Consider the following 15,064-nt stretch of genomic DNA (forward strand, 5'->3'; position numbering starts at 1 on the left):
CTTAATTACCCAGGGTGGCGAACAGTCCCTGCTCCAGGGTACCGCGCGAGACGCAAACGGGTGTAATGGAAGGCGCGGCAACCCGCTCACCAGAACCTTCGACGAAGAACAGTTCGGTGTTGCCCTTGACGTTGACGGTAGCCACGCTGTTGGTACCGCTCTGGGTGACGATCAGGTTGATCTGCAAGTTGGGGTTACCCAGTGCGACTTTGGATCCCATGGTGCCGCAATCGAGCCACTCCAGACCATCGGCCGCATTCTCGACATTGGCCGTCATCAGACCGGTGGCACGCTGGCTGGTCTCGATCTTGAGGCCGTGGTCGGCAAACCACTTCTCGGCGCGAGCCCAGACCAGATCGACCGGGATCTGCATCTCCTGGGTGTTATTGGTCGCCTTGGCGATCGGCGGGTTATAACGGTACTGCTCACCACCATTGTTGTCCGCTGCACAGCCTGCCAGCAGCAGCGCCAGGGCGCTCCCCATTATCTTTTTCATCTGTCTCTTCTCGTCTCATCATGAGGCCATAGGCCAACCGGCGGCTATTATGGCGCCAGCGTCAACGGCTGTCAGCAGGACAATAAAGAAATGATCGAGGCCCGAGCGGGCTTTACAAAAAGAGTGTCCTATCATAGATTTGCTCGAAACTTGCCCTTTGAGCCCACCTTCACACCTTGTTCACCCCAGATCAGTTGCAAGCCATCATAGATCAACTCCCCATCAGCATTTTCTGCCGGGGTGCAGATGGCCGCTACCTGCTGGTCAATCGCCATTTTGCCCTGCACGCTGGCGCCACGCATCCGGGCGAGCTCATTGGCAAGAGGGATGCGCAGCTCCCCTGGGGAGACGTATTTCACGAGGAGGACAGCCAGATCCTGGCACGGGGTGAGCCCTTGCTGCACCAGCAACAGCTCTGCCTGCGTGACGATAACGAGTTCTGGATAGAGACCCACAAGGTTCCTATCTACGACGAGGAGGGAGCCCCTCTCGCGCTGTTTGGCGTCGTGAGCGAGATAGGGCAACACAAGGAGCTGGAGCAGACCTTCAAGCAGCAGCAGCTGTTGCAACGCCGCTTGCTCGACGCCATACCGGATCCTATCCGGTTCGAGGATCACGACGGCCGGGTGCTCGACTGCAACCAGGCCTTCCTCGATTTCATGGGGTTGCAGGCCAGCGAGGTGCTGGGCCAGAACGTCCGTCAGCACCTGCCCCCCCAGATGCCCATGGGCCGTGGTGAATATTGCCTGCTCGATGCCAAGGGGCAGGGTCGCCATCTGGAGATCATCAGAGTTGAGGTGCCAGACGACAACGGCCTCTCCCTCGGGATACTCACGTTGAGTCGCGACATCACCGGGCTGCGCACCACCCAGGCCCAGTTGCAGCAGGAGCAGCATTACGACAGCCTCACCGGCCTGCTCAAACTCTCCCATTTCCTGCAGACCAGCCGCCATCTCGGCGGGCGCCCAGCCAGTCTGCTGCTCATCGATCTGCAACATTTTCGCGAGATCAACGACAGGTTCGGCATCCGCATCGCCGATCGCCTGCTCAACCAGGTCGCTCAGCGCCTGCAACGCCTGGCTCCGGCCAATGCCTTGCTGTGCCGGGTCGCCGCCGATGACTTCGCCCTGTTACTGCCCGAGCTGGACAAACCCCTGGCCGAATGGAGCCAGCGCCTGCAAGGGGAGCTGATGGCACCCTATCAGGTCGAAGAGCATCGCATCCAGATCACCTGCTTCCTTGGCATCGCCCAGGGGCGAGCCAATGACGCCGAGCGCCTGCTGGGCCATGCCGAGGCCGCCCTGGCCGAAGGCAAGCGCCTGCAGCAGCACTGCACCCTGTTCGATCCCGAGCTCTACCAGCAGTTGCAACGCCGCAAGCAGCTCAGCGCCGACTTGCCCCAGGCGATCCGCTCGGCCGAGCTCACCGCCGTCTACCAGCCCATCATCTGCGCCAGGCAAGACAAGCTGCATGGCGCCGAACTGCTCTGCCGATGGCCCCACCCAACCCTTGGCATGGTGGCGCCGGACGAGTTTATCCCCCTGGCCGAAGAGCTGGGGCTCATCGGGCGACTCGGCGAACTGATGCTCGAGCAAGGCTGTGCCCAGCTCGCGCGCTGGCAACAGGTGTGGCCAGATCTCATGCTGTCGGTCAACCTCTCGCCACTGCAGTTCCGCGACCCCGAGCTGGGCCAGCGCATCCAGGCCTGCGCCCTGCGCCATGGCATAGCCCCCGCGACCCTGGAGCTGGAAATTACCGAAGGGGTATTGATGGAGAATGCCGACGAGATAGAGCAAAACCTCTCCAGCCTGATCCAGGCTGGCTTCCAGCTTGCCATCGATGACTTTGGCACCGGCTACTGCTCCCTCGCCTATCTGCCGCGCCTCGAAGTCGCCACCCTCAAGCTGGATCGCAGCTTCACCCGGGATCTGGTGAGCAATGCCGCCACCACGGCCATAGTGCGATCCGTCATCGGCCTGGGCCATGAACTCGGTATCCAGATCACCGCCGAAGGGGTCGAGACCCAGGAGCAGCGCCGCTGGTTGACCGAGGCGGGCTGTGACAGGCTGCAGGGCTACCTGTTCAGCCGCCCCCTGCCCCCTCAGGAGTTCGGTCGCAGTTACGGCCTGAGCGATACCTGAGCCCTGGGGCTCCATCCTGCATCTCATCGCCCGCCTGCGCTGTCACAGCTAAAAAAGCGGTCACCCTGGGGTGACCGCTTTTTTAGCTGCTGTACTCCCGGCGCCCTCCATGGCGGCGGTTTGGCCTTCCCTCACCACCCATCTGGCGGCGCCGGGCCCGGGAGATACGGCCTCACCCCTGGATATTACTCCTGGAAGTAAGTGCCCCAGCCATCGTAATCCACCCCGTATTTCTCGAGGATGGGACGCATCTTCTCGATGTCGGCGAGAATACGCTCCACATTCAAGGCGCATTCGGCAGTGGCATCGAAACAGAAGATAGTGGCGCCGTCATCCAGCTCCATCTCTTCGGCATCGGTCACTTCGAAGCCCGCCTTGAACAAGTCCACCGCAGCCTTCTCCAGCAGATCGAAATCCTGGCAGGCGAAGTGGTGCTCTATCTCGTAGTCGAGCTCAGGGTTGCTGCCGTCGGCCAGCAGTTCGGTCACTATGGCGGTCGTTTCGTCGCGCCACTCTTGCATATCCAGACTCATGTTGCCTCCCAGGCGGTATGGTTGCGCAAAGCATACCTGTCCGGCGCGCCCCGCTCAACGAGTGTCGGTGTCCATCTGCCCTTTGTTCAGGCGCGCTCCCTCTCCCCCAAATGGGGACATGCCCATTTTGGGGGCCAATCCGCACTATCTGCCATACATCACCTGATGGGCCGCACATCCAGCAGACAAGCGCATTCAAACCAGAACGAATGAGTCACCAATAGCCTTTTCTCCAGAACAAGGACGCAGTGAAGCCGCGATGACAAAGGATACGCATCGGGTTATCAAGGGTCGGCAAGCCGAGCTTGCCGACGAGAGAGGAGCCCCTGTTGGCTCCTTTTTTTCACGTGATGGAGCACGTTAATAATGACTAAAAAAACCATACTGAGCCTGCTGATTGGCTCGACCCTTATGATTGGAAACCAGGTCAGCGCCGCCCCGGTGCATGGCCCCTTCGATGCCCCCCTGGCCGATGAGGCCAAGGTGCTGGAGATGCTCAAGAAGAGTGGCAAGATTGCCACCCTGGCCTCGCCCGAGATGGAGCAGGCCGCCCTGGCCAGCTTCTACCGCCAGAAGGCGCGTGCCCACCAGGGCCATGGTGCCCTGGCGGTGCAGGAGGGCAAGGTGCGCGAGCGCATCCTCAAGAAGATCCGCTTGAACGGCACGGCCCGTCCCGGCGATCGCATCCCCACCCTGCTGCTCAAGTCTATCGAGAAAGAGCACTATCGGGGCGCCAAGCGGCAGGACAAGATCCTCGCCATTCTGGTCGACTTCCCCGACTACCCGAAAAACAGTGTCCGCCCCGAGCTGACCAAGATGTATTACCCGGACTACACCCCGGCGCACTACAACGACCTGCTGTTCTCCCCTAAGGGTTACCAGGGCCCCAATGGCGAGACCTTCATCTCGATGCGCCAGTTCTACGAGCAGCAATCCGGCCAGAGTTACAGCGTGGGCGGTCAGGTGGCTGGCTGGTACACGGCCAGCAAGCCTGCCGCCGACTATGGCAATAACCAGAACGAAACGGCGGTGCGGGAGCTGGTGAAGGAGGCGCTGATCCAGGTCGCCAATGACCCCAGCATCGATCTCGCCGAGTTTGATCAGGAGGATCGCTACGACTTGAACGGCAACGGCAATCGCAACGAACCCGATGGCCTGATCGACCACCTGATGATCTTCCACGCCAGCGTGGGGGAAGAGGCCGGTGGCGGCGATCTGGGTGAAGATGCCATCTGGGCCCATCGCTGGAACCTGGGCAACCCCTACCCCATTCCCGGCACCAGCAGCCCGGCCGGTAACTTCAACGGCCAGTATGCCGCCTACGACTACACCATACAGCCCATCGATGCGGCGGCCGGGGTCTGCGCCCATGAATATGGCCACGATCTCGGCCTGCCGGATGAATATGACACCAAGTACACCGGCAAGGGCGAACCCGTCGCCACCTGGTCCGTGATGTCTTCCGGCTCCTGGGCGGGGGTAATTGGCGGCACCGAACCGACCGGCTTCTCCGCCTGGGCCAAGGAGTTCCTGCAAGCCTCCCTCGGCGGCAACTGGCTGCACGGCAGCAATGTGCATGTCGACGATCTTAGCCGACGCGGCAACGTCTATATGCTGGATCAGGCCAACGACAAGGGACGCAACGATGATGTGGTGCGCATCAATCTGCCCCCGAAACAGGTGCCCCTCAATCCCCCCTACGCCGGCCAGTTTGAATACCATGGTGGTAACGGCAATGATCTGGACAACCGCATGGTCCTCAACCTGGACTTGACCGGCAAACAGAGTGCGACCTTTGGCTTCAAGGCCTGGTACCAGATAGAAGATGGCTTCGACTACGCGCGGGTGCTGGTCAACGGCCAGCCCATTGCGGGTAACCTGACCACCTCGGACGATCCGAACGGCATCGGTTTTGGTATCGGCATCACGGGCCATTCGGGGGGCTGGGTCGATGCCGACTTTGACTTGAGCCCCTGGGCCGGTCAGCAGATCCAGCTCAGCCTGCAGTACCTGAGCGATGGTGGCGTGGCCGAGCAGGGTCTGTTCGTGGACGAGATCCAGATAGTCGCCGACGGCGAGACTCTGGTCAGCGACGGTGCCGAGGCTGCCTCAGCCTTCAGCCTGGCGGGCTTCGTGAAGAGCAATGGCAACGAGGCCAAGGATCACTACTACCTGGCCGAGTGGCGCAACCATGCGGGCGTCGACAAGGGGTTGGCCCACATCAACGTGAGCGACCAGCTGATGCGCTACGAGCCGGGCCTGCTGCTCTGGTACGTGGATAACAGCCAGAGCAACAACTGGGTCGGACAACACCCGGGGGAGGGTTTCCTCGGCGTGGTGGATGCGGATCAGCGCCCACTCACATGGAGCGATGGCGCCGTGGCCAGCACCCGCTACCAGATCCATGATGCGACCTTCAGCCTGGGGATAGCCAAACCGCTCATCCTCAACCACCCGAGCGGCTCCTTCCTGCAGGATCTGTGGATAGCGCCCAAACGCATCTTCAAGGATGGCAACAGCTATCAACAGGCTGCCATCCCGGATGCCGGCAAGCGCCTGCCCCAGTTTGGCCTCAAGATAGCGGTCACCGGTCAGGCCAGGGACATGAGCACCGGCAGGATCATCGTCAGCAAGCAGTAACATTGATGTCAGTCGAGGCCCCTGCGGGGGCCTTTTTGCTGCCCCTACTCCCGCGTTCGGCCAGCGCCTCCCGATGGACCGGCCAGTCACTGGCCAGGAAAACAGCGGATTGCACAGATGTCGAGCGAACGGCGAATTTATCCGGCCCTCAGGTTGACAGTGCCATCTCAAAAGGGTTTAATGCGCGCCGTTGCCCAGATAGCTCAGTCGGTAGAGCAGGGGATTGAAAATCCCCGTGTCGGCGGTTCGATTCCGTCTCTGGGCACCAACAATTCCTCCTTAGTTCAGTCGGTAGAACGGCGGACTGTTAATCCGTATGTCGCTGGTTCAAGTCCAGCAGGAGGAGCCAAATTTTTGCAAAAAGCCCGCTCATTGAGCGGGCTTTTTGCATCTGCGTGGCGGCACGCCCAGCTTGGCGCGCGGCCACCACAGGGCGGGTAAGGGAGACGTCGTCAACCCGACTTCTCGCTCTGGATCCCGAGCGGGACGGGACAAATCACCAAACTTGCGGATGCAGCCAAAACCGGCGTGACCGGCTCCTGGGCCATGGTTATGATGTGGGTCCCCCAGTTGCCTCGTTTCGGGAGTACACCAGATGAATCGCCCCTTGAGTTATGTGCTGGATGGCATCCAGTGTGAGCCTCGCCTGTTCACAGTGCCACTCGACCATCAGCATGAGGACGGCCCTGAGCTCACTCTGTTTGCCCGCACTCTCTGTCGCAAGGACAAGCTGGATGCCGACTTGCCCTGGCTGCTCTACCTGCAAGGGGGACCCGGCTTTGGCGCGCCCCGCCCTACCAATCAGAGCGGCTGGCTCAAGCGCGCCTTGCAAGAATTTCGCGTCGTGCTGCTCGATCAACGGGGCACCGGCCACTCTACCCCGGTCAGCGCCGAGGCGCTGGCGCACCTGAGCCCCGCTGAACAGGCCAGCTACCTAAGCCATTTTCGCGCCGACAGCATAGTGCGCGATGCCGAACTGATCCGCGCCCAGCTCTCCCCACACCGTCCCTGGAGCCTGCTCGGTCAGAGCTTTGGCGGCTTCTGCTGCCTCAGCTATCTGTCGCTCTTTCCCAAGGCCCTGCACGAGGTCTATATCACCGGCGGCGTCCCGCCAATGGGCCGCAGTGCCGAGGAGGTCTATCGCGCCACCTACCTGCGGGTGGCCGACAAGAACCGCGCCTTCTTCGACCGTTTCCCCCATGCGCAGGCACTGGTCAATCGCCTCGCCAAACATCTGCATCAGCATGAGGTCAGGTTGCCCAATGGGCAGCGTCTGACGGTAAAGCAGTTGCAACAACAAGGGTTGGATCTGGGGGCCACTGGCGCCTTCGAGGGCCTCTATTTCCTGCTGGAAGACGCCTTCATCGGCGAGCGGATCAATCCCGCCTTCCTCTACCAGATCCAGGCCATGCAGCCCTTCAACGCCCACCCCATCTTCGCCATCTTGCACGAGGCCATCTATGCCGAGGGGCGGGCGAGCGACTGGGCGGCCGAGAGGGTTCGCCGCGAGTATCCCGAGCTGGCCTGGGCGCCGGGCCAGGACCTCGCCTTCACCGGCGAGATGATCTACCCCTGGATGTTCGAGCAGTTCCGCGAGCTACTTCCTCTCAAGGAGGCGGCCCAGCTGCTGGCAAAGAAGGCGGACTGGGGCCCGCTCTACGACCCCAGCCAGCTGCAACAAAACCAGGTGCCCGTGGCCTGCGCCGTCTATGCCGACGACATGTATGTGGAGTTTGATTTCAGTCGTGAAACCCTCAAGGGCCTTGGCAACAGCCGCGCCTGGATAACCAACGAATACGAGCACAACGGCCTGCGCGCCGATGGCGAATATATTCTGGACAGGCTCATCAGGTTGAACCGGGATCGCTAGCACCGCCCCCTGAGTGGGGAGAGGGCGGCAAGTTCGCCCGAATGTGGAAGCAAACAATAACAATAAGGAAAGTGAACTTGGATCATCCGGAACTCTCGGCCGGCTGGCTGAGTCGTCTCTTCTATCACTGGACCGGCCCCTTGCAGCGCAAGGGATTGCAGGAACCCAGCGTCAGTCTGGACGATCTCTACCCCCTGCTGCCCCAAGACAACAGAGATGCGCGAGCCGACGCCTTCCTGGCCCTGACCGCCCGCCTGCCGGTGGGCCCCTGGGCCATCACGACCTACATCTGGCGCCACTATGGCAGCCGCATCGCCCTGCTTACCTTGCTGCAACTGCTGGCCATGCTGGCCACTCTGGCCAGTCCCTGGCTGCTCAACCATGTCATGACGCAGCTCGGTACTGGCGCCGCGACCGAGCACAAACTGCTGCTGGCCTTCGCGCTGTTTGGCTCTGTACTCGCCGCGGGCATGCTGGCAGAACATGCCCTGCAACTGGCGCTCAAGATGCACGTCCCTATCCGCCGACTGCTGGCCGAGGCCCTGCTCGCCAAGGTGATGAAGCTCGGTGGCAAGAGCTTCGATGACAGAGCCGGCGGCCGGGTGCAGAACCTGATCAATCGCGATGTCTGGGACATCACCTGGATTCTTGCCGACCCCGCCATGCCAATCACCATGCTATTGCAGCTGGCGGGTACCATAGCCCTGCTGGTGTGGCAGGTGGGCAGCGCCGGCCTGGTAGGCTGCGCCGTGCTGACCCTGTTGCTGCTGCTCTCGACCCGGTTGATCCGCCGCATGAACCAGCAGGAACAGCACCTCAAACACAGCCAGGATGAGCGCAACGGCATCTTGGCCGAGTACATCAAGAAGCTGCGACTGGTACGCCAGAACGGGCTGGGCCCCTTCTTCACCCGGGCCGCGGAGCAGAAACGTCAGCAGGAGCTCAGGGTGCTTGGCCGAGTGCTCAGACTCGATGCCATCAATGATGCCCTCATGCTGGGGACACCGCTGCTGGTCACTCTGGCCACCTTCACCACCTACCTGGTGTCAGGCCAGAGCCTGACCCTGCCCCAGGTGTTCACCACCATCGCCCTGTTCGCCGTGCTGCGTATTCCCATGCAGCGCCTGCCCTACCTCATCCGTACCCTGATCAACTTCAATACCGGCTTCCAACGGCTGTGCGAACTGCTCAACAGCCCGGAGCAGCATCGCCAGCTCGATGATGACAGCCTGACCAGGGGCACAGTGGTCCTCCATAAGGTGAGCGCCCATCATCAACAGCACCCGGTGCTGAGCGACGTCAACCTGACCATCAACCCGGGCGAGTTAATCGGCATCACCGGCAAGACGGGAGCGGGCAAGAGCTGTCTGCTGCACCTGATTGCCGGCTTCGATGATGACTTCGAAGGGGAGATCCGCCGTCACGGCAGGGTCGCCCACCTGGGTCACAAGCCCTGGCTGATGAATGACAGCATCCGCAACAACATACTGTTCGGGCAGCCCTGGGATGAGGCTCGCTACCTCTGGGTGCTGGAGGCTTGCACTCTGACCGGGGATCTCGCCCTGCTCGGCCACGGGGATCAGACGCTAGTCGGCGAACTCGGCACCCGGCTCTCCGGGGGACAGCAGCAGAGGGTGGCCCTGGCGCGGGCGCTCTACACCCAGGCCGACATACTGCTGCTCGATAATCCGCTCTCGGCACTGGATCCCATGGTCTCGGCTCAGGTGTTGCGTCTGGGGCTAACGTTCCGGCCCGGTCCGACCCGGCTGCTGGTAAGTCATGACCCCGAGGTGCTGGCACACTGCGACCGGGTATTCTCCATTGAGCAGGGATCCTTGACCGAGCTGGCCCCCCGCCAGCTCGCCGACTTGCCCGTGCCGGTATCCGAACAAGCTCTCCTCGTCCCCCAGGAAGCCGAGCTGTTCAATGAGGAGAAAATGGTCGAAGGCAAGGTGGATTGGGGACTGTTTGGCTTTCTGTGGCAGCGGCTCCAGGCTCCCGGCCTTATCCTGTTGACCCTGCTGCTGGCCCTGGGTCAGGAGGGGCTGCGCATCGCCTCGGATCTCTGGCTGGGCGGCAAGGCTGCCAACACTGAACTGGCGCCCCTGCTCGGCACCTACATGGCCCTGGGGCTCGGCTCCCTGCTCTGTATCACCCTGGTACGGGTGCTCAACTACCAGCTGGGCCTCAAGCTTGCCTGGAGTCTGTTCGAGGGCATGCTCGGCCGCATCAGCCGTGCCCCCATGGCTTTTTTTGACAAGGTGCCCCAGGGCAGGATCCTCAATCGCTTCGACAGGGATCTCGCCGAAACCCAGGAGACCTTGCTGCCCATGATGAGCGGTCTGTTTGGCATGCTGATCTCGGTGCTGCTGCAAGTGTTGGTCATCGGCATCAATCTGCCGCTGTTGCTGCTGGTGACGCCCCTGGTCGGTGGCGTGCTCTACCTGCTGCAGCGCCGTTACCGCGCGGTGCAGCTCAAGCTCAGACGCCAGGCATCCGTGCTGCGCTCGCCTCTCTATATCAGCATCAGCGAGACCATTCGTGGTGCTCCCGCCCTGCGTCTGGCAGGGGCCGAGCGTTACGCCCTGGATCAGGTGCTGGTTCACTATGACAACAACCTGCGCAGCTGGTACACCACCACCTCCATCAACCGCTGGCTCGGCCTGCACCAGACCCTGCTCTCCGCCGCCCTGGTCGGCGCCGTGGCACTCATGGTTGCCCTGAGCGACAGCACGCTATTCGGGGCCGTGGCCATCACCTATGCCTTCACCACCTCGGCCATGCTCAATGCCCTGATCCGCACCTTTGCCGAAGTCGAGCAGATGATGAATGCCGTCGAGCGGGTGCGCGAATACAGCGAGATTGCCAGTGAACGCCAGGAGGGAGAGCCGCTGCGCACTCCTCATCCCCCAGTGCGCTTCGTCAACCTTGGTCTGCGCTATCCCGAGGCGAGCCAGTGGGCCCTGCACAAGGTCAACTTCGAGCTGGCTCCCGGTGAGAAAGTTGGCGTGTGCGGGCGCACCGGGGCGGGGAAAAGCTCGCTGCTCGGTGCCTTGCAGGCCATGTACCCTTATGCGCAGGGGGAGATCTATTATGGGGAGCAACCGCTGTCGACCCTGGCCCCCGAGGCCGTGCGCGCCCTCTATGACACCGTATCCCAGACGCCACTCACCTTCTTCGGCACCCTGCGCGCCAACCTGGCCCCCCTTGAACAGCAACATGGTGTGCCCTCCGGCAGCACCGAGCTGCAACCTGACAATCTCAGCGCCGAACACAGCGATGCTAGGCTGACAGAGGCCCTGCAACGGGTGGGACTGGGTGAACGCTGCGCCGGCCGGCTGGATGAGGATCTCGACAGGCTTCAGCTCTCCGCAGGGGAGACCCAGTTGCTGGTGATCGCCCGCATCCTGTTGTCGCAGCGCCCGCTGATCGTGCTGGATGAGGCGACCTCGGATCTCAGCCACAGCGGCATGCGCGAGATGGCCGAGTTGCTCTATCGCTATAGACCCGATGCCAGCTACCTGGTGATAGCCCACCATCTGGAGCCGCTGCTCTCCCTCGACAAGGTAGTGGTCATGGAAGCCGGTACTGTGGTGGAGCAGGGCTCGCCGGTCGGCCTGCTGGCCAACCCCGGTTCGCGCTTCCATCAGCTGTTTGCCCGCCAAGTCAATCGGCAGATCGATCAGATAGCCTGACCACACACGGCAGAGGGCTGCCCATCGGCAGCCCTCTTACCAAGAGAACAAGTTGGATCAACGCTCCATTATCTGAGTCACATCGTCCTTCCTGATCAGCATCTCCCTCCCCTCCTCATCGTAATACCGATACATGCCAGTGCTCTCATCCAGCTTGGGTCTGCTATCAGTGGTGATCAGCTTGCCATCCCGAGTGCTCATTATGTATTGGGAGCTGCATGCCGTGACACCCAACGCGCAGCAGAGTAACACCATGGAAAATCTCATCGCCTGCTTTCCTTGCCCGCCCCTCACCATGAGGGGAACACACCAACAGCCTAGCTGAAGCGAATTTAAATCAATAATAAAAACAAGAAAGTCAACCACCAGAACGAAACCTAAAAACCAACAATCAAGCACAAAAACACAACAGAATTTATACAAACACTCCTGCGTCTCAGCACAAAAAACCATGAATGGCTCTAATGGCACCCATTTATTGAGAATTGTCTGATATTTGTTGCAAAAAAATACACTTTTGATAGATTCCGCCACTGAATTCAAATGGCAACCCAATTACTAAAACCATCAATAATAAATCTTTTTCGCCCACCTAAGTGCGACACAGGTTGTCTGGCGAACAGGTTAGGCAACAAATAATTCACAAAGCATGCCGGGATGTCATTCGGATGCGGTAGCTATGCCCATTTTTCCCTACATCTTGTCGATGGGATGAGACTCTTTATTGAGTAATTTGGTCGCACAGTTGGCAAGATAGTGATTTGTGCCATAAGTCAATACTGATTTTCTGTGAGCTCCATGTCATGTCATCCGCTATAAATGTCAATTTTTCGTAATTTACAATTTTAATACGTTTATTTCATGTGACTCGTAAATACTTAAAATAATTTCACCATAGAAAATAAAAATATATTTAATAGGCCCAGTTCCTTTCAGGGTGTGATGCACAGCAATAGTTAATATAGTCAACATGGAATGTCAGATACGTTCTGGCAACCATTTCTAATAGTTAGAACAAACACATTTCAAGGCTTTACCAAAAATGAAATTCATAACAGCGCCATGGATACTTGCTGCGGTTAGCTTAAATGCGTTCGCCGCACCGCAAATAAGCCCACAGATGATGGAACAGTTCAAGCGTCTATCGCCTGTAGAACAGCAATCATTGGCAAAACAATATGGTATATCAACAGAGCAACTGAAAAGCACAAGCGCCATTACCCCTGTCACGCCATCAGTCCCTGTTGCAGCCCCACGTGAACTCGATTACACCCAGGTATCCCAACGTCCGCTCATTGCTGGTGTGGCGCAACCCGGAGACTTACAGCCATTTGGGTATAATGTATTTGCCGGTGAGCCCATCCTGGATGCCCCTATTACCGACATGCCAGTTGCAGATGACTATGTTATTGGCCCTGGAGATGAAATTCATGTTCAACTCTACGGTAAAGAAAATGCGGTTTACGATTTGAGTGTCGGCCGGGAAGGCTTTATTGATTTTCCCAGTCTCGGCCCTATCTCCGCCAGTGGCTTAACCTTCCAGCAATTCAGAAGTGACCTTGAATCCAGGATCAAGGAGCAGATGATTGGTGTAAATTCCTTCATCAGCTTTGGTTCAATGCGTTCCATGCAGGTGTTTGTCATGGGAGACGCCTACCGCCCAGGTGCTTACAATGTCAGTGGCATGGCGACCGTGACTCAGGTATTGCAGGCCGCTGGTGGCATAGACACAGTCGGTTCCTTGCGAAAAATCCAGGTAAAACGCGCAGGGCAAAAAATCATCGATGTGGATCTCTACAAGATGCTTGTCTGGGGTGATACCAGCCAAGACATCCGTTTACAGGCCGGAGATACCGTGTTTGTGCCTGCCAAGGGCAGTGAGGTCGCCATCAACGGGCTGGTCAAGCGCCCCGCCATTTACGAGCTGAGGAATTCGGCACCACTGGCGGATGTGCTCGCACTGGCTGGCGGCGTCAAAGCCGCCGCGTTGCAAGAAGTCTCCGTAGAACGTCACACCGACAGCGGTCTCAGGGTATTCAACCTGACACTGGCCAACGCCCATGATCGCCTGTTCAGTATTCGGGACGGGGACAAGATATCGGTCAAACCGAGCAGCACCGAATATAACCAGGCCATTGTGGTCAAAGGCGCTGTGGTTCGTGACGGCGTCTATAGCTTCTCTCCCGGTACTCGGGTCAGCACCATCTTGCAGAGTGTTGAGCGAGACCTCATTTCGGCTACCGATTTGAGTTACGCACTCGTGGTCAGAGAGATTGATTCCCAACGTAATATCAACGTGATTCAATTCAACTTGGGCAATGCCCTGCAACACCCTGGTGGCAAGGATGATGTCCTGCTTCAGGCCCGGGATCAGGTGCTGGTGTTCCGAAATGATGCTACTGACCGCCTCAGAGAGACAGCCACAACCTCAACCAAGGTGAAGGATCTCAAGGCGAAGTCTCGAGAACTGGACAACGCTGCCATGATGCGCACAGATGCATCCACCGGCGCCAATGTCACAAACGATGAATTGAATACCGATAGCCAGATCAAGCTCTCTTCACTTTCCGATAAAACCGCAACAGATGCCGTTGTGGCGGACTCCAGACAAGCCTTGTTGGCGCCAGTCATCGAGCGCCTGAAAGCGCAGTCGACTCAGGGCCAGCCGGTCAAAATCATGGAAGTCAGGGGGGAAGTGAAATACCCGGGCCTCTACCCACTGACCGAGAGCAGTCGCATGTCCGATGCCATTCTCGCCGCCGGTGGGTTCAATGAGCAGGCCAACATTGTCGAACTGTCCCGCGTCACTGAGCGTGGTGACAGCATCCTGGTCCAGAATGAGCGGTTCCCCCTGGACACAGCCAATAGCCCGTACAGTTCGCCCCTCCTGCAATCCAAAGACAATATCAACGTCCTGCCCCACCCACAGTGGCGGGAAGAAGCGACCGTCCAGGTCTTCGGTGAAGTGAAATTCCCCGGCACATATACCGTCCGACGCGGAGAAAGCCTGCACGATCTGATCGAGCGGGTGGGTGGCATTACTGCCTACGCCAATCCCAACGGGGCGATATTTGCTCGTAAGGCCTTGCGCCAGCAGGAAGAACAACGGTTGGTGATGCTGCGGGATGAGCTTCGCCAAGAAATATCGACCATGACCTTGCGCAGACAGAGCACCATTGCCAACTACAGCAGCTCTCCTGCCGAAGCCATGACGGTTGTGAATCAACTGGAGAACAGCAAGGCCATTGGGCGGATGACCATAGATATGCCAGCACTGCTCTCCGGAGAAAAGCAATCCGATATATTGCTGGAGGATGGCGATAAATTATATATCCCGACCATGCAGAATGTGGTCTCCATCGCAGGGATGGTGCAGTTCCCATCAGCTCACATATACAAAGGGGATACCAGTATCAATGAATATATCAGTCTTGCTGGCGGAACAAAGAAGCAGGCCGATACCGATCGCGTCTATGTGATAAAAGCCAACGGCAGTGTGATGTTGCCTAATGACAGTTGGTTTGGTGGACGAAAGAGTCTTGAGCCTGGCGATACCATCATAGTCCCGGTGGACTCTGATTATCTAGACAACCTGAGCATTATGTCCTCAGCAACTCAGATCATGTATCAATTGGGTGTGGCCTGGTCCGCAATAAAATAATGCTATTGAACGCATCAGTTCATATTCC

The 15,064-nt window shown here is 59.0% G+C and carries 8 protein-coding genes and 2 tRNA genes; 7 read left to right on the plus strand and 3 right to left on the minus strand.

What is annotated here, in order from left to right; genetic code table 11:
• Position 1: 1 nt before the first annotated feature.
• Positions 2 to 496: a hypothetical protein gene (locus tag KYK33_RS16175; protein WP_040319391.1), complete on the minus strand. Its 495-nt coding sequence runs from the start codon at positions 494 to 496 to the stop codon at positions 2 to 4.
• A 176-nt stretch (positions 497 to 672) separates the two neighbouring features.
• Here KYK33_RS16175 and KYK33_RS16180 point away from each other — a divergent pair, with 176 nt between their 5' ends.
• Positions 673 to 2,637, plus strand: a complete 1,965-nt coding sequence (locus tag KYK33_RS16180) for a putative bifunctional diguanylate cyclase/phosphodiesterase (RefSeq protein WP_224431180.1) — start codon at positions 673 to 675, stop codon at positions 2,635 to 2,637.
• A 185-nt stretch (positions 2,638 to 2,822) separates the two neighbouring features.
• Here the strand turns inward: KYK33_RS16180 and rraB are convergent, their stop codons facing one another.
• Complete coding sequence (rraB, locus tag KYK33_RS16185; RefSeq protein WP_042040974.1) at positions 2,823 to 3,158, minus strand: ribonuclease E inhibitor RraB; 336 nt, start codon at positions 3,156 to 3,158, stop codon at positions 2,823 to 2,825.
• 378 nt (positions 3,159 to 3,536) lie between these two features.
• On the opposite strand from rraB, the gene KYK33_RS16190 reads away from it, so the two are divergent.
• The 5 genes from KYK33_RS16190 (at position 3,537) to KYK33_RS16210 (ending at position 11,375) form a co-directional block, all read left to right on the plus strand.
• The gene (locus KYK33_RS16190; RefSeq protein ID WP_224431181.1) at positions 3,537 to 5,810 is read left to right on the plus strand and encodes an immune inhibitor A domain-containing protein; all 2,274 of its coding nucleotides are present in this window, start codon (positions 3,537 to 3,539) and stop codon (positions 5,808 to 5,810) included.
• A 192-nt stretch (positions 5,811 to 6,002) separates the two neighbouring features.
• Positions 6,003 to 6,078, plus strand: a tRNA-Phe gene (locus tag KYK33_RS16195).
• A gap of 5 nt (positions 6,079 to 6,083) precedes the next feature.
• Positions 6,084 to 6,159: transfer RNA gene (locus KYK33_RS16200), tRNA-Asn, on the plus strand.
• Positions 6,160 to 6,405: 246 nt separating this feature from the next.
• Positions 6,406 to 7,680 carry an alpha/beta fold hydrolase gene (locus tag KYK33_RS16205; protein ID WP_224431182.1) on the plus strand — a complete coding sequence of 425 codons (1,275 nt, stop codon included), beginning with the start codon at positions 6,406 to 6,408 and terminating at the stop codon, positions 7,678 to 7,680.
• 77 nt (positions 7,681 to 7,757) lie between these two features.
• Complete coding sequence (locus KYK33_RS16210; protein ID WP_224431183.1) at positions 7,758 to 11,375, plus strand: ATP-binding cassette domain-containing protein; 3,618 nt, start codon at positions 7,758 to 7,760, stop codon at positions 11,373 to 11,375.
• A gap of 57 nt (positions 11,376 to 11,432) precedes the next feature.
• Here KYK33_RS16210 and KYK33_RS16215 read toward each other — a convergent pair whose 3' ends face one another.
• Positions 11,433 to 11,642 (minus strand): YgdI/YgdR family lipoprotein, encoded by a 210-nt coding sequence (locus KYK33_RS16215; protein ID WP_042041059.1) that lies wholly within the window; start codon positions 11,640 to 11,642, stop codon positions 11,433 to 11,435.
• Between the two features lie 775 nt (positions 11,643 to 12,417).
• Between KYK33_RS16215 and KYK33_RS16220 the strand changes: the two genes are divergently transcribed.
• Complete coding sequence (locus tag KYK33_RS16220) at positions 12,418 to 15,036, plus strand: SLBB domain-containing protein (protein ID WP_224431184.1); 2,619 nt, start codon at positions 12,418 to 12,420, stop codon at positions 15,034 to 15,036.
• Positions 15,037 to 15,064 lie beyond the last annotated feature (28 nt).

It is taken from the genome of Aeromonas rivuli (genome assembly GCF_020149575.1).
In the GTDB taxonomy this organism is placed as follows: domain Bacteria; phylum Pseudomonadota; class Gammaproteobacteria; order Enterobacterales; family Aeromonadaceae; genus Aeromonas; species Aeromonas rivuli.